14 protein-coding genes are annotated in these 22,422 nt (G+C 40.2%); 11 read left to right on the forward strand and 3 right to left on the reverse strand.

Annotated features, from left to right (window positions below; all coding sequences use genetic code 11):
• Positions 1–33 precede the first annotated feature (33 nt).
• A complete protein-coding gene (locus tag GJ691_RS18355; RefSeq protein ID WP_154369627.1) occupies positions 34–399 on the reverse strand; it encodes a winged helix-turn-helix transcriptional regulator in 366 nt (121 codons plus the stop codon).
• Between the two features lie 265 nt (positions 400–664).
• Between GJ691_RS18355 and purL the strand changes: the two genes are divergently transcribed.
• A complete protein-coding gene (gene purL, locus GJ691_RS18360) occupies positions 665–4,324 on the forward strand; it encodes a phosphoribosylformylglycinamidine synthase (protein ID WP_154369629.1) in 3,660 nt (1,219 codons plus the stop codon).
• A gap of 82 nt (positions 4,325–4,406) precedes the next feature.
• On the opposite strand, the gene GJ691_RS18365 is transcribed toward purL, so the two are convergent.
• Entirely contained in the window at positions 4,407–5,531 is a 1,125-nt protein-coding gene (locus GJ691_RS18365; RefSeq protein ID WP_154369630.1) for a glycoside hydrolase family protein, read from the reverse strand.
• Positions 5,532–5,807: 276 nt separating this feature from the next.
• On the opposite strand from GJ691_RS18365, the gene GJ691_RS18370 reads away from it, so the two are divergent.
• The 8 genes from GJ691_RS18370 to GJ691_RS18405 all read left to right on the forward strand — a co-directional run bounded on the left by GJ691_RS18370 (position 5,808) and on the right by GJ691_RS18405 (position 16,045).
• Complete coding sequence (locus tag GJ691_RS18370) at positions 5,808–7,577, forward strand: AMP-dependent synthetase/ligase (RefSeq protein ID WP_154369632.1); 1,770 nt, start codon at positions 5,808–5,810, stop codon at positions 7,575–7,577.
• Between the two features lie 130 nt (positions 7,578–7,707).
• Positions 7,708–8,148 carry a MarR family winged helix-turn-helix transcriptional regulator gene (locus GJ691_RS18375; RefSeq protein WP_154369634.1) on the forward strand — a complete coding sequence of 147 codons (441 nt, stop codon included), beginning with the start codon at positions 7,708–7,710 and terminating at the stop codon, positions 8,146–8,148.
• A gap of 25 nt (positions 8,149–8,173) precedes the next feature.
• Positions 8,174–10,579, forward strand: coding sequence for a 3-hydroxyacyl-CoA dehydrogenase/enoyl-CoA hydratase family protein (locus GJ691_RS18380; RefSeq protein WP_154369636.1), 2,406 nt, complete (start codon positions 8,174–8,176; stop codon positions 10,577–10,579).
• A gap of 41 nt (positions 10,580–10,620) precedes the next feature.
• Positions 10,621–10,968 (forward strand): four helix bundle protein, encoded by a 348-nt coding sequence (locus tag GJ691_RS18385; protein WP_154369638.1) that lies wholly within the window; start codon positions 10,621–10,623, stop codon positions 10,966–10,968.
• A gap of 41 nt (positions 10,969–11,009) precedes the next feature.
• Complete coding sequence (locus GJ691_RS18390; protein WP_154369640.1) at positions 11,010–12,200, forward strand: acetyl-CoA C-acyltransferase; 1,191 nt, start codon at positions 11,010–11,012, stop codon at positions 12,198–12,200.
• Between the two features lie 42 nt (positions 12,201–12,242).
• On the forward strand, positions 12,243–12,599 hold the full coding sequence (locus GJ691_RS18395) for a four helix bundle protein (protein ID WP_154369642.1): 357 nt from the start codon (positions 12,243–12,245) through the stop codon (positions 12,597–12,599).
• Between the two features lie 41 nt (positions 12,600–12,640).
• Positions 12,641–14,452 carry an acyl-CoA dehydrogenase family protein gene (locus GJ691_RS18400; protein ID WP_154369644.1) on the forward strand — a complete coding sequence of 604 codons (1,812 nt, stop codon included), beginning with the start codon at positions 12,641–12,643 and terminating at the stop codon, positions 14,450–14,452.
• A gap of 192 nt (positions 14,453–14,644) precedes the next feature.
• Complete coding sequence (locus GJ691_RS18405; RefSeq protein WP_154369646.1) at positions 14,645–16,045, forward strand: S8 family peptidase; 1,401 nt, start codon at positions 14,645–14,647, stop codon at positions 16,043–16,045.
• A gap of 86 nt (positions 16,046–16,131) precedes the next feature.
• Here the strand turns inward: GJ691_RS18405 and GJ691_RS18410 are convergent, their stop codons facing one another.
• Entirely contained in the window at positions 16,132–18,150 is a 2,019-nt protein-coding gene (locus GJ691_RS18410) for a dipeptidyl-peptidase 3 family protein (RefSeq protein WP_154369647.1), read from the reverse strand.
• Between the two features lie 205 nt (positions 18,151–18,355).
• On the opposite strand from GJ691_RS18410, the gene GJ691_RS18415 reads away from it, so the two are divergent.
• A complete protein-coding gene (locus GJ691_RS18415) occupies positions 18,356–20,935 on the forward strand; it encodes a glycoside hydrolase family 3 C-terminal domain-containing protein (protein WP_154369649.1) in 2,580 nt (859 codons plus the stop codon).
• Positions 20,936–20,959: 24 nt separating this feature from the next.
• Positions 20,960–22,393 carry a pyridoxal phosphate-dependent decarboxylase family protein gene (locus GJ691_RS18420; protein WP_154369651.1) on the forward strand — a complete coding sequence of 478 codons (1,434 nt, stop codon included), beginning with the start codon at positions 20,960–20,962 and terminating at the stop codon, positions 22,391–22,393.
• Positions 22,394–22,422 lie beyond the last annotated feature (29 nt).

The raw sequence follows: 22,422 nt of genomic DNA on the forward strand, positions 1-22,422 counted from the left end.
CTGTAAATTAGAAGCACCTTGGTAGGCCCTACATTAAAATAAGGGTAACTGTTGGTTATTCGGAGGTCCGGAAGTTTCAGTATTTACGGCATATTGTTTATTTCCCCATCTATTCATTGATTGCACTACCGGTAAAAGTGATCTTCCCTTCGGAGTCAATACATATTCTACCCTTGGTGGAATTTCAGGATATAACGTTCGGTCAATCACACCGGACTTTTCGAGTGATTTTAATTGCTTACTTAGCATTTGCCTATTAATTCCTTCAATAGCTAGAATGAGTTTACTGAATCGATTTGTTCCTTTTGAAATGTGAAAGAGAATTATAGGCTTCCACTTTCCACCAATCATCTCAATACAATATTCAAGTGCCTGGATATCCAACTTATTCTTGACCATTAAAATTCTCCTTTATTAAAAAAATTTGAAATAAACATTATCATACCAAGTTTAATAACCATACTTTAATATATTTCATTATAAAAATCTAATTATCATACTTAGTAAAAAATAAAAATAGTCTATTTTTTGGACATTAACCAAAGGGGAAAAATAACTACTGATTTCATTAACAACTACTGTTTAAAAGTGTTTTCGATATCCGTAAAACATAGCGTCTAAAACCTTAATTTTGTATTTTAAAAATCAACACTAGACACAATAAATGATTCACTTTTTCGGGAATGTAGCCACAAAAGTTTTTGCCGTACAAACAGCTCAAGAACTTTCTCAGGAAGACACAAACAAACTCACATGGTTATTCGGTAACCAACCTAAGATAAACATGGCGTCTCTCGACGCCTTTTTTGTTGGCCCTAGGGCTGCCATGATTACCCCATGGAGCACGAATGCAACAGAAATTACCCAGAATATGGGAATTGAAGGTATTATCCGAATCGAAGAATTTGAAACAGTAAATGCTGATTTCGCCGATTTTGACCCAATGCTTTCCCAAAAATTCAATTCCTTGACACAGGAAATATTTAAGATCGATGTTGTTCCCGAACCCATTAAGGAAATAGCCGATATTGCTGCTTATAACGAACAGGAAGGCTTGTCGTTGAGTGACGAGGAAGTTAAATACCTTGATCGATTATCCAAAAAAATAGGGCGAAAGTTGACCGATTCCGAAGTATTTGGATTCAGTCAAGTGAATTCAGAACATTGTCGTCATAAAATATTCAATGGCACCTTTAAAATAGACGGGGAAGAAAAACCTTCCTCACTCTTTAAGCTCATAAAGAAAACCTCACAAGAAAATCCGAACGATATAGTTTCAGCCTATAAAGACAACGTAGCCTTTGTGAAAGGCCCAAAAGCCATACAGTTTGCTCCGAAAAGTGCCGACAAGCCCGATTTCTATCAAGAAAAAGAATTTGAATCGGTTATCTCCTTAAAAGCCGAGACCCATAATTTCCCCACAACCGTTGAACCTTTTAATGGTGCGGCCACAGGGTCAGGAGGGGAAATACGTGATCGTTTGGCCGGTGGTAAAGGCTCCTTGCCATTGGCAGGTACCGCCGTTTATATGACATCATATTCGCGACTTGAAGAAAATCGCCCATGGGAAAAGGCCATGCCAGAAAGGGAATGGCTTTACCAAACCCCAATGGATATCCTTATAAAGGCTTCAAATGGGGCTTCCGATTTTGGAAACAAATTCGGCCAACCATTGATCGTAGGTTCCGTACTTACTTTTGAGCATACCGAGGAAGCCCGTAGGTTAGGCTTTGACAAAGTCATTATGCAAGCTGGTGGAATTGGTTACGGAAAGGCGGAACAAGCCTTGAAGGACACTCCCAATACCGGCGATAAAATAGTAATCTTGGGTGGGGACAACTATAGAATAGGAATGGGTGGTGCCGCTGTTTCCAGCGCGGACACTGGAGAGTTCAGCTCGGCCATTGAACTGAATGCCGTTCAGCGTTCTAACCCAGAGATGCAGAAAAGGGCCGCCAATGCGGTTCGTGGCATGGTGGAAAGTGATGAAAACCCAATAGTTTCAATCCATGACCATGGAGCAGGCGGACATCTTAACTGTTTATCCGAACTGGTTGAGGATACCGGTGGTAAAATCGATTTAGACGCATTGCCAGTTGGAGACCCGACTTTATCGGCGAAAGAGATCATCGGCAATGAATCCCAAGAAAGGATGGGACTCGTCATTGGTAAAAAGGATGTAGACCTTCTACACCGGATCGCCGATCGTGAACGCTCACCCATGTACGAAGTAGGTGATGTAACAGGTGACGATAAATTCACATTCGAATCGAGCAAGACCGGAGCAAAACCCATGGACCTTGATTTGGAAGACATGTTCGGTAGCTCCCCAAAAACGATAATGAACGACATAACCGTTGATAGAAAATATCAAAATCCCGAATACTCCTTGGAACATTTTCATGAGTATTTGGAACAAGTGCTACAATTAGAAGCCGTAGCCTGTAAAGACTGGCTAACGAACAAGGTGGATCGCTGCGTAGGTGGTCGTGTCGCCAAACAGCAATGCGCAGGCCCACTACAACTCCCCCTCAACAATTGTGGGGTAATGGCCTTGGATTTTAAAGGTAAGGAAGGTATTGCCACCTCTATTGGCCACTCCCCTATTTCAGGATTGATCGACCCCGTTGCCGGAAGCAGAAACAGTATTGCCGAATCGTTGACCAATATCATATGGGCTCCATTGAAAGATGGGTTAAAATCCATCTCATTATCCGCAAATTGGATGTGGCCATGTAAAAATGAAGGTGAAGACGCCCGTTTGTACGAAGCAGTACAAGCCGTATCTGAATTTGCCATTGGTTTGGGAATCAATGTCCCTACAGGAAAGGATTCACTCTCAATGAAACAGAAATACAAAGACGGGGATGTTATTTCTCCCGGAACCGTAATTATTTCAGCAGCCGGCCACTGTGATGACATTTCAAAGGTAATAGAGCCTGTTTTACAGAAAAATGGCGGATCTGTTTATTATATCAACCTATCAAAGGACGACTATAAACTCGGCGGCTCCTCATTCGCACAAGTTCGTAACAAAATTGGAAACGAAACACCGAACGTTGTTGATACGGAATACGTAAAAACGGTTTTCAATGCAATACAACAATTGATACGGGACGGACAAATACTTGCGGGACATGATGTTGCTTCAGGCGGTCTGATAACCACCTTACTTGAAATGTGTTTTGCCAATGTGAATTTAGGTGCCGACCTGAACCTATCGGCCCTGAATGAGGAAGACACCATCAAACTGCTATTCTCCGAAAATTCCGGGATTGTTTTCCAATCCAAGGACGATACCATTGAAGACCTATTAAAGAACGTAAATATCGATGTCAAAAAAATCGGGAAAGTCACAAACAAACCAAGACTGAATATTCTGAACAACGGAGTTGAAATGGGACTGAATGTTCATTCATTAAGGGACACTTGGTATGAAACTTCATATCTGCTAGATCAAAAACAAACAGCGAACAATCTTGCCGAAGAAAGGTTTGAAAACTTTAAAAACCAACCTTTGACCTATTCTTTCCCCAAGGATTTTGATGGAAAATTGCCCAAAATTGGTAAATCCAGGCCAAAAGCCGCTATTCTTCGTGAAAAAGGAAGTAACTCTGAACGCGAAATGGCCAACGCCATGTATTTAGCTGGTTTTGATGTTAAGGATGTTCATATGACCGATTTGATTTCCGGTCGTGAGACTTTGGAAGATATTCAATTCATTGGCGCCGTTGGTGGTTTTTCCAACTCCGATGTTTTAGGTAGTGCCAAAGGATGGGCCGGTGCATTTAAATATAATGAAAAGGCAAATACTGCCTTAAGGAATTTCTTTGCAAGACCCGACACACTATCCGTTGGCATATGTAACGGTTGTCAATTGTTCATGGAATTGGATCTTATTAATCCCGATCATGAAGAACATGGTAGAATGTTACACAACGATTCCCATAAACACGAAAGTAGTTTCACTTCAGTAATGGTACAATCGAACAATTCGGTAATGTTATCCGATTTGGAAGGTACCACATTAGGGGTTTGGATATCGCACGGTGAAGGCAAATTCAATTTACCATATGCAGAGGACAGTTATGATATAGTCGCCAAATATGGTTATGAAGGTTACCCTTCCAATCCCAATGGAAGTAGTTACAATACGGCTATGTTATGTGATAAAACCGGCAGGCATTTGGTGACCATGCCCCATATAGAACGATCGATATTCCCTTGGAACTGGGCCTACTACCCAGAACGTAATAACGACCAAGTTTCACCATGGATCAAAGCCTTTATCAACGCCCGAAAATGGGTAGAGGAACACAATTGATAGTTTATTCGTATTGAACAAAATAAAAAAGGAGCCAAAAAAACATGGCTCCTTTTTTTCTAACTCAACATAACTCAAACAACTAATTATTATCTTCTTTTTTTGAATAATCCTTATAAATGGCCTCTTCAAAAGCTTCCCAATGTTCTGGTGTCATCCTCCCTGGGGTAAATAAACAAATACCCGTAGCACCGTTTTCCATAGAACCCTTAATGGCCGCTCCTATCTCTGAAGGTAATAAGCCATGGTTTTCGGGATCTTTTTCATTTGTCTTATTTTCTGGCTTTGGACATATGAAGAGTCCACTGTAGATAGGTTTTTCCCCATTAACGGCCGCCACTTCTTCTTTGGTGATCGGTGCCAACCACTCTGGACCTTCTAAATAGAAATCATTGTAATTCATAGGATAAACAGCATCCAAATCCCATTTATCCCATTCTTGGCGTACTAATTTCTTTGCTATAGACGGACCGGGAAATACAGCCGCATTGATAACCTTTCCTTTACCGTGTACTACCTTGGATAGCCTACCGACCAAGTTGGTGATCAAATCATACCTAAACTGTTTCCACTCCTGCACTTGGGAAGGATCTTCAACTTCTTTGATATCGATACCGTATTTCTCCTTAAAGTCAGAAGTACATTGATCACAATAGCAATAGTCGTATTCAGGGAATTCTTGATCCATGACCAATCCATATTTCTCCCAAAGTCCTCTAGCGAGAATTACATCGGGAAAACGTATGAAATCGAGATGAATACCGTCTACCTCATCTACGGCAGCTATACTTCCATATAAATCTGCCAAAAAATCATACGTTCCTTCTTTATTGGGACACAGAAACTTGTAATGATCCACATAAGCCGGTTTTTCAAAAGCGGATTCACCTTTTCTATTTACCGCATAAAGACTCGTATCTATTTTAGGATTTTTCCCTTGCACCATAGTAGGTATCCATGTGTGGAATTCCATACCGGCTTCTTTTACCAGGGCACCTACCCTTTTATATGTTTCAGGATTATGACCACCATTGTACATGAGTCCGTCAATCCCTTTATCCTTTAAATCTTCAAATTCAGTTCTCAATTCTTGATCGGTCGCTTGGCCGGGACCACCGGTCCATGCATAAACAGGTATTTTATCCTTCTTTTCTGTACAGGAAACCAGCATAAAAACCATTAAACAGCACATAAAAAACCTACTCATAGAAATATTTTTTTTGAATTTGATATGAAATTATTTAATTTTTTATTTTTCCAACAAAAACTTAGCCTAACAACACCTGTCAATATCTAAACAGCAATATATGAAGGAGTTCAATCATTCAACATCTTATGATAATGAATGCCAAATCGATAATTTCAGAAGTAATTGAATCGAATAAAATGAAGTATTCGTAGATTACCACCAATTATTTTATCAATCTTATTTTAAAATACCATTTGCTTTTCCTAATTTGCAATATTGTTTGAGAATAAAAATATGCGAGAGATTACCAGATTATTTGACTTTCCTTATTACCAACTTGAAAAATTCAACCTAGAAAATGCCCTCGTCACTAAATATGATGGTGAGTGGGTAAGCACTTCTACGCAAGAATATGTTGATAAGGCAAATGCCATTAGTAGGGCATTGGTACGAATGGGCGTAAAACCCAACGATAAGATTGCCATAATTTCCATGACCAATAGAACGGAATGGAATATAATGGATATCGGTGTATTACAAATAGGTGCGCAGAACGTACCCATTTACCCTACAATTTCCGAAGAGGATTACCTTTATATCCTCAATCATTCAGAAGCGAAATATTGTTTTGTTTCCTGTTCCGAGGTTTATGAAAAAATCCTCTCCATAAAATCAAAACTGGAGACTGTAAAAGAGGTCTTTTCCTTTGACCAACTCAACAATTGTAAAAATTGGGATGTCGTCTTGGAAAAAGGAGCTGACACAAGTAACCAGGAAGAAGTAGAAAAACTTAAAGACGCGGTAAAGCCACATGACCTTGCTACTTTGATCTATACTTCCGGAACCACTGGTAAACCGAAAGGGGTTATGCTTACCCACCACAATGTAGTCAGTAATGCCATTCAAAGTTCGGAGCGCCTTCCCATTAATGATGGGAATGCCGTCGCAATGAGTTTTCTTCCTGTCTGCCATATCTATGAGCGAATGCTGATGTATCTGTACCAATACCGGAGCGTTAGTATATATTTTGCCCCTATAGACAAAATAAGTGAATACCTGAAAGAGGTGAAACCCGATATAATGACAGCCGTGCCTAGACTTTTGGAAAAGGTATATGACAAGATTATCGCCAAAGGGTCAGACTTAACCGGAATTAAAAGATCCATATTCTTCTGGGCCGTAAATGTTGGCCTTCGATACGAACCTTATGGTCAAAACGGATGGTTATATGAAAAGAAATTGGCATTGGCCCGTAAACTGATTTTCAGTAAATGGAAAGAAGCATTGGGTGGCAATCTTAAATTAATAGCCTCTGGTAGTGCTGCCTTACAACCTAGGTTGGCCCGTATTTTCAATGCCGCCGAGATGGGGGTCATGGAAGGTTATGGTTTAACTGAAACCTCTCCCGTAATTTCGGTAAACGATATGCGTAATCACGGGTTCAGAATTGGTTCTGTTGGCAAGCCCTTGGCAAATACAGATGTTAAAATAGCCGAAGATGGGGAAATCTGTATCAAAGGCCCCCAAGTAATGCTTGGGTATTACAAAGATCCGGAACGAACCAATCAGGTATTGAAAGACGGTTATTTCCATACCGGTGATATCGGGGAATTGGATAGTGACGGTTTCCTTAAAATCACGGATAGGAAGAAAGAAATGTTCAAAACCTCGGGAGGTAAATATGTTGCACCCCAACTTTTAGAAAACAGGTTTAAACAGTCGCTTTTTATAGAACAGATCATGGTAGTAGGTGAAGGCGAAAAAATGCCTGCAGCCATAATACAGCCAAATTTTGAATTCTTGCACGATTGGGCATCTAGACACTACAGGAAATTTACAGACAACAAAGATCTTATTATGGACCACAAGGTCATAGCCCGTTTTCAAGAAGAAATTGACAAGGCCAATGAAGATTTTGCGAAATGGGAAAAGGTGAAACAATTTAGAATGACCCCAGATGTCTGGAGTATCGAAGATGGGCACTTAACCCCTACCCTAAAACTTCGCAGGAAAATCGTAAAAAATAAATATATTGATTTGTACAATGATATTTATGGCCATTAATAGCCCTTCATAACCGACCAACCCAGCTTAAACCATTCTTAAAAAACAACATAGGTTCTTTTTTTTATTTCAATTTATTATGCATGCATAGTATTTTTTTATATATTTGGTGACAGCCAATATGTAGAATATGAAAGAAGTAACGATTGATTATGCATTGAGAGCCACATGGCAAGCAGTGGCAAGAATGTATAACGAAAGGGCCAAAACTTTTGATTCAACAATGGCAGTAGGGTTTACATTATTAAGTATAGACCCTAAAACCGGAACTCCATCTACGGCACTTGGGCCGAAAATGGGAATGGAAGCAACGAGTCTTTCCAGAATCTTAAAAAGCATGGAAGACAAGGGGTTGATCCTTAGAAAGCCTAACCCAAAAGATGGCAGGGGTGTACTGATACACCTTACCGATTTTGGGCTTGAGAAAAGAAGGGATTCTAAAAATGTGGTATTGAAATTCAACGAAGTTGTACGGGCTAATGTTTCCGATGATAAACTAGATTCCTTTTTCGAAGTCATGGAAACCATAAATAAGCTTATCGCGGAAAAAACTATATACACAAAAAACTAAAATAAATTAATTCAGCTTTAACTACATGAACAAGCATATTAAAAAAGTAGCCGTAATAGGTTCTGGAATAATGGGAAGTGGTATTGCATGCCATTTCGCCAATATCGGGGTCGAAGTATTATTGCTAGATATCGTTCCCCGTGAACTCGATGAGAAAGAAAAGGCAAAAGGTCTAACCTTAGAAGACAAAGTGGTCCGCAACCGATTAGTGAACAATTCGTTGACGACCGCCTTAAAATCTAAACCCTCACCTATTTACCATCAGAAATTCGCCTCAAGGATCACCACCGGTAATTTAGAGGATGATATTGCCAAGGTGGCCGATGTAGATTGGATCATTGAGGTTGTGGTAGAACGTCTGGACATTAAGAAAAAAGTATTCGAAAACCTTGAAAAGTACAGGAAACCAGGAACATTGATCACATCAAACACCTCTGGTATCCCCATCAAGTTCATGTCCGAAGGACGTAGTGACGATTTTCAAGAACATTTCTGTGGCACCCATTTCTTCAACCCTGCCCGTTATTTGAAATTGTTCGAAATCATACCTGGACCAAAAACATCCCCTGAAGTTTTAGAGTTCTTAAATGGATATGGTGAGAAGTTTTTAGGTAAAACTTCCGTAGTCGCCAAAGATACCCCTGCTTTTATAGGTAACCGTATAGGAATTTTCAGTATTCAAAGCCTTTTCCATACCGTTACGGATATGGGTATGACCGTTGAAGAGGTCGATAAGTTGACCGGTCCTGTGATCGGCAGACCTAAATCGGCCACTTTCCGTACCGTAGATGTGGTAGGTCTCGATACCTTGGTTCATGTGGCCAATGGTATCTTTGAAAACTGCCCCAAAGATGAAAAGCATGACCTCTTTAAATTACCTGATTTCATCAATACCATGATGGAAAACAAATGGTTGGGAAGTAAAACAGGCCAAGGTTTTTATAAGAAAGTAAAGGGTAAAGATGGTAAGAGTGAAATTTTGACGTTGGATCTGGACAGTATGGACTACCGATCTAAAAAAAGTGCAAAATTCGCCACGTTGGAATTAACGAAGACAATTGATAAGGTTGTTGATCGTTTTGAGGTACTTGTCGGAGGTAAGGACAAGGCCGGCGAATTTTACAGGAAAAGTTTTGCAGCTTTGTTCGCTTACGTATCCCACAGGATTCCCGAAATATCAGACGAGCTATATAAAATCGATGATGCCATGAAAGCCGGTTTTGGCTGGGAACACGGACCTTTCCAAATTTGGGATGCGATCGGACTTAAAAAAGGCCTTGAAATCATGAATGCAGAAGGTGAAAAACCTGCTGCCTGGGTTACTGAAATGGTAGCTGCTGGAATAGAATCTTTCTATTCCGTTAAGGAAGGAGCCACCTATTTTTATGATATTCCTTCTAAGTCCATGACAAAAGTACCGGGACAGGATGCTTTTATCATTTTGGACAACATTCGAAAATCGAATGAAGTCTTCAAGAACAGCGGTGTGGTCATTGAGGACCTTGGTGATGGTATTTTGAACCTGGAATTCCAATCCAAAATGAACACCATAGGGGGCGATGTATTGGCCGGCTTGAACAAAGCGATCGATTTGGCCGAAAAAGATTTCCAAGGATTGGTTGTTGGTAACCAAGGTGCCAACTTCTCGGTAGGCGCCAATATAGGAATGATCTTTATGATGGCCGTTGAGCAAGAATATGATGAACTCAATATGGCAATTAAAATGTTCCAAGATACGATGATGCGTATGCGTTATTCATCTATCCCTACCATATCGGCCCCACACGGAATGACCTTGGGAGGCGGGTGTGAGCTATCCATGCATGCAGACAAAGTGGTTGCGGCAGCTGAAACTTATATCGGATTGGTCGAGTTTGGAGTAGGTGTTATTCCCGGTGGCGGTGGTTCTAAGGAATTTGCAGTCAGGGCTTCTGATACCTTTAAGAAAAATGATGTAGAGCTCAATGTACTTCAAGAATATTTCTTAACAATAGGTATGGCAAAAGTATCAACTTCCGCCTATGAAGCTTTTGATTTGGGTATTCTACAAAAAGGAAAGGATATTGTTGTCGTAAACAAGGATAGACAAATTGCCACTGCCAAGGCTTATGCAAAATTAATGGCAGAAACAGGATACACTAAACCTGTGAAACGAAAAGACATCAAAGTACTTGGAAAACAAGCCTTGGGAATGTTCCTTGTCGGAACCGATGCTATGGAAGCAAGTCACTATATAAGTGAGCACGACCAGAAAATAGCCAACAAACTGGCCTATGTGATGGCGGGCGGTGACCTTTCTGAACCTACTTTGGTGAGTGAACAATATTTACTTGATATTGAACGGGAAGCTTTCTTGAGTTTATGTACGGAACGTAAGACTTTGGAAAGAATACAACATATGTTGAAGACCGGGAAACCATTAAGAAACTAGTATTGAGTATTGAGATATTAGTATTAAAGTAGATAGGCAAAATGCACAAATTAGAAGATTTAAAAATTTGGAAAAAAGCGATTCACTTAACTAAAGAGGTTTATCTCTTGGTTTCCGAATTGCCGTCTAACGAAAAATTTGGTCTAAGTTCTCAAATAAAAAGATGCTCGGTATCTATTCCCTCAAATATAGCAGAGGGTGCTGGTCGGAATTCCAGTAAAGAATTCAAACATTTTTTGAGTGTTGCGAATGGTTCTTGTTATGAACTTTATACTCAATTAATTTTAATTATAGAACTCAATTTAATCAATAAAGAAAAAGTAAAACCAATAATTGACATATGTATTGAAATTCAGAAAATGAATTATTCTTTTCAGCATAAATTATAATTCTCAATACTAAAACCTCAATACTCAATTCTAAAAAGAATATGAAAACAGCATATATAGTAAAAGCATATAGGACCGCAGTTGGCAAAGCACCAAAAGGTGTATTTCGTTTTAAGCGGACCGATGAACTTGCAGCGGAAACCATCGAATACATGATGAAGGAGTTGCCTGACTTCGATAAAAAAAGAATAGATGATGTTATCGTGGGCAACGCAATGCCCGAAGGCTCTCAAGGACTTAACATGGCCCGTCTCATTTCTTTAATGGGGTTGGATATTGTTGATGTTCCAGGTGTTACGGTAAATCGTTTTTGTTCCTCCGGAATTGAAACCATTGGTATAGCTACTGCTAAAATACAGGCTGGCATGGCCGACTGTATTATTGCCGGTGGTGCCGAAAGCATGAGTTCCGTACCCATGACAGGTTATAAAACCGAACTTAATTACGATTTGGTAAAATCAGGGCATGAAGATTATTATTGGGGAATGGGAAACACAGCAGAGGCCGTTGCCAATGAATTTAAAGTGTCAAGGGAAGACCAAGATGAATTTGCTTATAACTCCCATATGAAGGCATTGAAAGCACAAGCTGAAAATCGTTTTCAAGATCAAATCGCACCAATAGAAGTTGAACAAACTTATCTAGATGAAAATGGAAAAAAGGCCACCAAGAAATATACGGTGACCAAAGATGAAGGCCCAAGGGCAGGAACAAGTAAAGAAGCCTTGGCAAAATTACGCCCGGTTTTTGCTGCCGGAGGTAGTGTAACAGCAGGTAATTCATCCCAAATGAGTGATGGTGCCGCTTTTGTATTGGTCATGAGTGAGGAAATGGTAAAAGAGTTGAATTTGGAGCCCATAGCCCGATTGGTCAATTATGCTGCTGCAGGGGTTGAGCCCAGAATTATGGGAATTGGCCCTATAAAAGCGATTCCAAAGGCCTTGAAACAAGCGGGACTTAAGCAGAATGATATAGAATTAATAGAATTGAACGAAGCCTTCGCTTCCCAATCCCTGGCCGTAATGAGAGAGCTGGACCTCAACCAAGAAATCGTCAATGTGAATGGTGGCGCAATTGCATTGGGACACCCTTTAGGATGTACCGGAGGTAAGTTATCCGTTCAATTATTCGATGAAATGAGGAAAAGGAACATGCAAGGTAAATATGGTATGGTAACCATGTGCGTCGGAACGGGGCAAGGCGCTGCAGGAATCTATGAGTTCCTTTCTTAGACATAAGTAGAAACAAGAGAAAAGACCTTAGATACCTTACAAATGATTAGGCATAATTTCAAGAAGCTTAAAATTTGGCAAAACGGAATGGATCTCGTTGATGAAACCTATCAAATGGTCGGAACTTTTCCTGATTCTGAAAGGTTCAATTTAATATCTCAATTAACCCGTTGTGCAGTATCTATACCTTCGAACATCGCAGAAGGAACAAGTAAATCGACCAATAAACATTTCAATAAATTTATTGAAGATAGCTTGGGGTCTGCATATGAATGGGAAACACAATTAATCGTTGCCTATCGATTAAAATATATCGATAAGAAAAGATTTGAAAAACTAGAAAATAAAATTCAAGAATTACAAAAAATGATTTCAGGATTTCAAGTTGGACTTCAATAACGTCCTAATTCTTGACTCTTGATTCTTAAATCTAAAAAACTATGAGCACAATTAAACCTGAAAAAGAGATTTTAAGAGGAGGTCAATTCCTGGTAAAAGAAACCCAATGTGAGGATGTTTTCACGTTGGAAGACCTATCGGAAGAGCAACGAATGATGCGCGACAGCACTAAGGAATTTGTTGATCGTGAACTTTGGGCCCATTGGGAACGTTTTGAAAAGAAAGACTATGCATATACCGAAGAATGTATGCGTAAAGCAGGTGAACTTGGACTTTTATCCGTAGCCGTACCAGAATCATATGGTGGTATGGGAATGGGGTTCGTGTCTACTATGTTGGTTTGTGATTATATCTCAGGTGCAACCGGTTCATTCAGTACGGCTTTCGGTGCCCATACAGGAATCGGAACCATGCCGATAACCTTGTACGGTACAGAAGAACAAAAACAAAAATATGTACCTAAATTGGCTTCTGGAGAATGGTTCGGGGCATATTGCCTCACAGAACCTGGAGCTGGATCTGATGCCAATTCAGGTAAGACCAAAGCGGTTCTTTCCGATGATGGAAAATACTATTCCATAACCGGACAGAAAATGTGGATATCAAATGCCGGATTTTGCAATATGTTCATCGTTTTTGCACGTATTGAAGACGATAAGTACATTACCGGATTTATAGTAGAAAATGATCCTGAAAATGGAATCTCTTTAGGTGATGAGGAAAAGAAATTGGGAATCCACTCCTCCTCTACCCGTCAAGTGTTCTTTAACGAAACCAAAGTGCCTGTTGGGAATATGCTTTCTGAACGTGGAAATGGTTTCAAGATCGCCATGAATGCCTTGAATATTGGTCGAATTAAATTGGCAGCCGCTTGTTTGGATGCCCAACGACGTATCATTGGGGAATCGGTGAAGTACGCTAATGAACGAAAACAATTCAAAACCCCGATTATTAATTTTGGGGCCATTAAAGCCAAGATTGCCGAAATGGCGGTAAATACCTATGCCGGGGAATCGGCCAGTTATCGTGCTGCCAAGAACATAGAGGATAGGATAGCCATGCGGGAAGCTGCAGGTAACACCCATCAAGAGGCCGAATTGAAAGGAGTTGAGGAATATGCCATTGAATGTTCTATTTTAAAGGTTGCGGTATCAGAACACGTTCAGAGCACGACCGACGAAGGCATACAGATTTTCGGTGGAATGGGATTCAGTGCTGACGCTCCTATGGAGAAAGCATGGAGAGATGCCCGTATCGCCCGTATCTACGAAGGCACCAATGAAATAAACCGAATGTTGGCAGTAGGAATGCTAGTTAAAAAGGCTATGAAAGGCCATGTAGATCTCCTTGGACCCGCAACAAAGGTAGGTGAGGAATTAATGGGAATCCCTTCATTCGATACACCTGACTTTTCTGCCCTTTTCGCAGAGGAAAAGGATATGATCGCCAAAATGAAAAAAGTCTTTCTAATGGTCGCCGGTAGTGCCGTTCAAAAATACGGTACCGAACTGGAGAACCATCAGCAATTAATGATGTCGGCCGCTGATATCCTAATTCAAATATATATGGCGGAATCGACTATCCTAAGAACGGAGAAAAATGCAAAACGTTTTGGTGAGGAAAGCCAGACCATTCAAATTGCCATGTCGAAACTATATTTGTACAATGCTATAGAGACAGCTATTTCCAAAGGTAAGGAAGCCATTATTTCCTTTGCTGAAGGTGATGAGCAACGTATGATGTTAATGGGACTTAAACGTTTTACAAAATATACCAATAACCCTAATGTAGTGGCTTTAAAAACACAAATTGCCGATAAAATCGCTGCAGATAACGGTTACACCTTTGACTAATTCAGATTGATCTTCGGAACTATCGTGAAGTATAAACCACTCCAAATCGGAGTGGTTTATTTGTTTTATGGCAATTGAAGGCTACGCTCATGAAAGAGGCCTCAACCTACTCTTTTGATTTTAACTTAATTTTAGGTTTTTGTTAAATTATTTAATATTTTGCCTCTAATTAATTCAAACTAAAAGAGAAATATGAAAAAAAATCTAAAAAATTTAAAGAAAATCTTTTTGCCAACATGTTTGGCATTTTTGTTCTTCAGTTCGTGTTCAACGGAAAATGAGGCTATAAATGACACCGAAATAAATGCGATTTATGCAAAAACCTCCTCTAAATCGGATTATGTGGTCCTATTAAAAAATGAAAGCATTCCAGATGGTTTCGAAACCGAAATGGAAAGTTTAGGTGCCACTGTTAAATCAATGATACCGGAAATCGGTGTTGCCATTATATCCTCAACCGAAACCATTAGCAGTAAGATCGCATCCAAAGCTAAGGTTAGGTCTGTAGTACCGGACTTTAATGTACAATGGATTGACCCTGAACTATACCCGGAGGCATCTCCTCTCAGTATAGGTAGTGATGAACCTTTCTTCGATTACCTATGGGGTATGGATGCCATTGATGCCCCAGAGGCATGGAACACAGGGCAAACTGGATCAGGTGTCAGAATAGCCGTCCTTGATTCAGGTATAGATGCAGAACACCCTGATATATCGCCAAATCTAAACACCTCACTAAGCGCCTCTTTCATAGACGGAGAAGATTGGAATGTTGCTGATGGCTTTTATTTTAACCATGGCACCCATGTGGCAGGTACTATAGCAGCTGCAGATAACGAAATAGGGGTCATCGGGGTTGCCCCAAACGCAGAAATCGTTGCTGTTAAAGTTCTTTCGGAATTTTCTGGTTCTGGTCCATTCAGCAGTATCAATGCCGGTATTGTCTATGCGGCTTTGATCGACGCTGATGTAATCAATATGAGCCTTGGTGCCACATTCAACAAAAATGGCTTTATTACATTAGAAGATGGCTCAGTTACAAAAGTGCCAGCGAAGTATATTTCTGAAATTCGACATGCACAACAAAGGGCAATTGATTTTGCTTATAAAAACGGAACTACAATTGTTGTATCTGCTGGAAATGGCGGTGCTAATTTTGATGGAAATGGGTCAACGACCAAGCTCCCTGCCAGTCTAAACAACGTGATTTCGGTTTCTGCGACGGCTCCCTATAGCTGGGCAGAAGACCCTACCACTGACCTGGATGTCCCTGCCAGTTATACAGATTATGGTAAAAGCCACGTTACCGTTTCGGCTCCCGGAGGTGATTTCGACAGTCCTAGTTCTTTATGGTATTATGACATGGTTTTAAGTACGATTCCAGGAGGTTGGAGCTGGAGTGCAGGTACCAGTATGGCCTCTCCCCATGTTGCTGGAATTGCGGCATTGATCATTGGTAAAAATGGTGGTGAAATGAATCCTCATGAGGTGACTAAGCAACTAACCGGAACTGCAGACAAGATCGACGGTAATGGTGTTAGTGCCTACCATGGTAAAGGAAGGGTAAATGCATATAGGGCAGTTACCGAATAATAGAAAACTTCCTAAAAACAAAAATCCGTCCTGACAGCATCGTCCGGACGGATTTTTTTTGCTTTTAACTAAGCTATATCATGTAATTACTCCAAAAAACTATGTTTGCTGGAATAATCCAACATTTGCTGTTCAAAAGAATCGGGCTGTGTTACTTTGACATCCACAATTTCCCCAGCTTCATTGGTCTCAGGAACCAATACCGGATTTACAAATCCGCTATAAGGGGCCGATTTAAACTGTTGGTTACGATCCAATACCTGCGCGTGCAAGGCTTGGTCAACTTTTACACCATAACCTTCGACCAAATCCTGTGCTGCTTTAAAATCACCTTCAGATTTAATTCGTTGTGCTTCACGTAGCAACTCACCGAACAATTCCCGAAGTTTTTTGTAATCGTTGATGTTATAGTAGGTCTTACCGTCTTTTTCAATCTTTTCGATTACATTATCTGCTTTTCCTTTTTCATATACCCAAGCAGAAACCCACTGTCTATTGACCATATGATCTTCTTCGATATCATTTCCAAGCTCAATACGCACCAACTGGGTAATCAATCCATTTCTAATATAACCATCGTACGCGGCTTTACCTACAGCTTGCCAGTCATCGACCAAGCCAAGTTCCTGTAGTTTTGGATCCATTAGATAATAGAGCCCAACCAAATCGGCCCTACCCTCTTCCATGGTAGACGCATAATTCTTTAAGGTTTCTTTGGGTTGGCCCACACCTGGGTTTATCAATCCGGAAGCATGTCCGATAACTTCATGCAAGGCAGTATGCAATTTATCGGCTAGCTGTCCGTATTTCTCTTCCAGCTCAATTTCTTCCTCGTCATATGCAAATTCATGAAGTCTACCACTTCCGCCCGCATTATTATAGGCGTTGATGATATTCCCTAGAGAAACGGATTTACTTCCATGCTCTTGTCTGATCCAGTTGTTATTGGGTAAATTCACGCCTATAGGGGTACTGGGAGATGCATCACCGGCTTCACCGGCCACATTTATTGTTTTATATGAAACTCCTACCACATCACTCTTTTTATGGGAATCCATTAAAGGGGCATTATCTTCGAACCACTGGGCGTTTTCAGAAAGTACGGCCATTTGCTTTGACATTTCAAAATCCTTAACTTGGATAATACTCTCATAAGAACCTCTATACCCTTTTGGATCATTGTACACTTCGATAAAACCATTGATCCAATCGATATTGCCTTCGGTGGAAGTTGCCCATGAGATACAATATTGATCCCAAATGTTCAAATCACCCGTTTTGTAATAATCAATAAGCAATCCTAGGGTTTTGGCCTGTTTTTGATTTTCGGCTACCCCTTTGGCCTTTTCCAACCATTTAATGACCTCGTCGATGGCGCTACCGTAAAGACCACCTGATTTCCACACTTTTTCAACAAGCTTTCCATTTTCACGTACCAAAGTTGAATTCAATCCAGCCTCAATAGGTCGACCTTCTGGACCTTTATAAGCTGTTTTGTAAAAAGCATCAACATCGGCATCGGTTATTGTAGGTCCGTAGAAATTAATGGCAGAAGAAGCTACATTGTCCACTCCTTTTTTCTTATTCACTTTTTTAGCGTCCTTATCATTGAAAATAACATCAAAGGCCTCTCCCTCCAATTTTGTATCTGTTTCTTTCAATAAATAGGTTAAGAAGTCCGCCTTAAAATTTGGTTTTATCTTATCATTGGAATAGTGATGGTGTATTCCGTTAGAAAACCAAACCCTTTTCAAATATTCTTGGAACGCCAGCCAGTCTTTGGTTGTCTTGTCCCCATTATAAGTAGTATATATATTTTCCAACGCATCCCTTATCTCAAGATTATGTCGATAATTTTGGTCCCACATAATATCGCGACCGGCCAACCCTGCTTGTGTCATATAGTACACTAATTCCTTTTCTTTTAAAGTAAGTTCATCGAATCCCGGGATTTGATATCGCAATACCTTGATATCGGCGAATTGGTCGGCGATATACTCAAATTTCTTTTCAGCCTTTACAGGTGGCTTTTCCTCCATTTTTTCTTGGCAAGACCAAAGAAATCCAACCAAAAGGAACCCTAATAAAATATTTTTTAATTTCATGTTATGTGTTATTTAAATACAATCGCAAATTTAACAAAACATAAACCAATTGTTTAATTTATCGCTATATAAAAAGTTTAAAATATGGCCTTCGAAAACCTTTAGTAGTTATCTAGGATTAAATGCAAGATTCATTCTTGGGTTCTCTCTTTTATATTTAAATTCACTTGCTGAAATCTAATTAAAAACCATTCATTCCAAACTAATGAAAAATCAATTTCTTCTTCTTGTTGTTGTTTTTTTTACCCAACTGGGTTTATTTGCACAAAACAATGTATACCCCTTCCTAGATGCCAAATTATCCCCTGATTCACGTGCCCAAGATGTGGTCGACAGGCTAACACTTGATGAAAAAATAAGTCAAATGCAAGATGTTGCCCCTGCGATCGAACGTTTGGGTATCCCTGAATACAATTGGTGGAACGAGTGTTTGCATGGTGTGGCAAGAGCCGGCGCGGCTACATCATACCCCCAAGCCATAGGAATGGCCGCTACATGGAACCCTGAACTCATTCATGAGGTCGCCAACGCGATAAGTACCGAGGCCCGGGCAAAATTCAATCAAAGCATTAAACTTGGTCAAAGAAATCGCTATCAAGGGCTTACCATGTGGTCTCCCAATATCAATATTTTCAGGGATCCACGCTGGGGAAGAGGACAGGAAACCTATGGAGAAGACCCTTATTTGACCTCAAGATTCGGTGTTGCATTCATAAAAGGCCTTCAAGGTACCGACCCTAACTATTACAAGGTTATTGCAACCGCAAAACATTTCGCCGTTCATAGTGGCCCCGAATACAACAGACACAGTTTTGATGCATATACCGATGCCAAAGATTTATGGGAAACCTATTTACCAGCTTTCAAAGCTGCCGTTATCGAAGGTAAATCTTACTCCGTAATGTCGGCCTATAATAGATATTTAGGTGAATCTGCAACCGCCAGTAAGCTACTTTTGAATGATATTTTACGCAATAAATGGGGATTTGACGGGTATGTCGTATCTGACTGTGGTGCGGTAGAGGATATCTATTTACGCCATAAAATTGTAAATACCGCAGAAGAGGCATCGGCCTTAGCCGTACAATCAGGCTGTGATTTAAATTGCGGTTCAACATATGCCCATTTAAAAAAGGCCGTGGAAGCTGGATTGATTTCTGAAGATGAGATCAATATCGCCGTTAGAAGATTGTTTCTTGCCAGAATTAAACTAGGGCTATTGAATACTTCGGATGAAATTCCTTTTTACGATATACCAGCCTCCGAAATCGAATCGGAGACCAGTCAAAAATTAGCGTTACAGACAGCTAGGGAATCTATGGTTTTATTAAAGAATGAAAATAATACCTTACCCATTTCCAAAAAGGTCAAGACCATTACCGTGATTGGCCCCAATGCGAATGATAAACAATTTTTATTGGGAAATTATTTCGGCACCCCGACCAACCGGAAAACGGTTCTTCAGGGAATTCAAGAAAAAGTATCAAAAAAAACAACCGTACATTATTTCAAGGGAACCAATCTAGCCGATGATAAACCCATTTTCGATATTATCGGGAACAATTACTTCAAAGGGGAAATAAAAACGGAATATTACGACAATTCCAATTTGGAAGGGAAACCAGTCGCCATAAAATCCGATGATCTAATTGACTTTGAATGGGGAGGTGCCGCCCCGATTGCCATACTGACCCCCGGTAAGTTTTCTATTCGGTACAGTGGCACATTACAACCCGATTTCAATGGGGACATAACCTTTGATGTTTACGATAAGGGAGGATCTTATCGTTTCATGGTGGACGGGAAAGAATTGGCAAAAAGCCCTAAAGAAGGAGATACCCCTACAAAAAAGAATGCTTTTACAGTAAGTAAAAACAAGGCCTACGATTTCGTATTGGAATACAAATGCGATAACCCTTGGGTATCCGCATTACAATTAACATGGAACAAAGAGCAACTGCAAGGCAAACAGGTTATGCTCGAAAAAATAAGCCAAAGTGATGTTGTGGTATATGTAGGCGGTATTTCGGCCCGATTGGAAGGTGAGGAAATGCCAATAGATATCCAAGGCTTCTCTAAAGGCGATAGAACAAACCTTAAAATGCCCAAACCACAGCAAAGGTTGCTTAAAGAACTTCATGGATTGGGAAAACCAATTGTGTTTGTACTTACTAGTGGAAGCGCCATGGCCATTAATTGGGAGCAGGAAAACCTTCCAGCAATAATTGGAGCGTGGTATCCGGGACAAGCAGGAGGAAACGCAGTGGCGGACATTCTTTTCGGGGATTACAACCCATCAGGGAAATTACCGGTTACTTTTTATAAATCCGTTAAGGATCTACCTCCTTTTGAGGACTATCACATGAAAGGACGCACCTATCGCTATTTTGATGGCGAAGTCCTTTACCCATTCGGATACGGACTGAGCTTTACTAAATTCTCCTATTCAACACCCAAACTGAATAAAGGAACAATAGGTAAATCCGAAAAGAACACCGTTAGTGTAGAAATAACCAACAACGGGGATTATGATGGGGAAACCGTTGTTCAACTTTATATCAGCGATAAAGAGGCAAGCGTTAGCAAACCGATAAAAACATTACGAAAATTCAAAAAAACGGCATTGGCAAAAGGAGAATCAAAAACCATTGAATTTGAGATTTCCCCTGGGGATCTTTCAATCTTCGATGCTAAAGGAAACAGTTTCGTTGAACCCGGTGAATTCGACATTTTTGTGGGTGAAGATTCTTCAACACAAAACAAGGTCACTTTATTGGTCAAATGATAAAACAAAGTCTATTCCATTGTGATGAAGAATGATATTCTAAAAATGGCCTATTCCCCTGAAAACTTTAGAAAACAGGGGCATGTACTGATTGATCAGTTGGCCGACCATTTCAATTCTTCTATCAATCGAGAATCAGAGAAGGTCATTCGTTGGAGTCCGCCGGAAGATGAGTATGCGTATTGGAAAGGTTTTTTGAAAGATGGAAAAACCCCAAAGTTATTCCCTGAGATCATTGAACGTTCAATCCATTTACATAACCCAAAGTATATCGGGCACCAAGTTTGTCCACCAGCACCAATAGCATCCCTGTCCGCTTTAATAAGCGCTTCGTTAAACAATGGTGCCGCGGTTTATGAAATGGGGATGGTACCGACTGCAATGGAAAAAATCATCACCGAATTTATCAATTCCAAAATCGGCTATGATGAAAATTCAAGGGGATTTTTAACCTCAGGAGGTACTTTGGCCAATTTAACCGCTTTATTATCGGCAAGAAAGGCCATTTTAGATATTGACATATGGAATGAGGGGCAAAACCAGAATTTGGGTATCATGGTTTGTGAAGAGGCCCATTACTGCATTGAGCGTGCTGCCAAGATTATGGGACTGGGAACCAAAGGAATTATAAAAATACCTGCATCAAAAGGTTTCAATATGGATGTTTCCCTCTTGGAAACCTATTATAAAAAAGCTTTAAAAGAAAATATAAAAGTCTTTGCAGTCGTCGGCAGCGCGCCCTCTACAGCTACCGGAATGTACGATGATTTAGAAACTTTGGCCAGTTTCTGCTCTAACCATAAGCTTTGGCTACATGTAGATGGTGCCCACGGGGGCGCTTCAATATTCTCAAGTAAGTACAAGCATACCGTAAAAGGCATACAACATGCCGATTCGGTAGTCATAGACGGTCATAAGATGATGATGATGCCCACCATTACCACAGCCTTACTCTATAAAAAAGGTCACCACTCACACACGACTTTTAGCCAAAAGGCCGATTATCTTTTAGAACAATCGGAGCATGAAGATTGGTACAATCTTGCCAAACGAACATTTGAATGTACCAAAACCATGATGGGCATACAATGGTACACCCTTCTAAAAACCTATGGAGAAGATATCTTTGATGAAAATGTTACCGTACTTTATGATTTGGGTAAGTATTTCGGTTCGCTGGTCAGTGATCATCCCGATTTTGAACTAGCCATTGAACCTATGTCCAATATCGTCTGCTTCAGGTATATAACAGGGTCAAAAGACACTACTGAGCTAAATGCGCTCAATGCCTCTATTCGGCAACATCTTTTGGAAGATGGTGAATATTACATTGTACAGACCAAACTTAGGGGTATCCACTATCTACGAACCACGATCATGAATCCGTTTACCTCTAAAAAAGATTTGAACGGACTCCTGAAAAAGATAAAAAGCATTGCAGATAATATCCGAATATAATCTACTTAGAGCCACAACCTAACCTTTTA

The organism is Maribacter luteus, assembly GCF_009674825.1.
Classification (GTDB): Bacteria; Bacteroidota; Bacteroidia; order Flavobacteriales; family Flavobacteriaceae; genus Maribacter_A; species Maribacter_A luteus.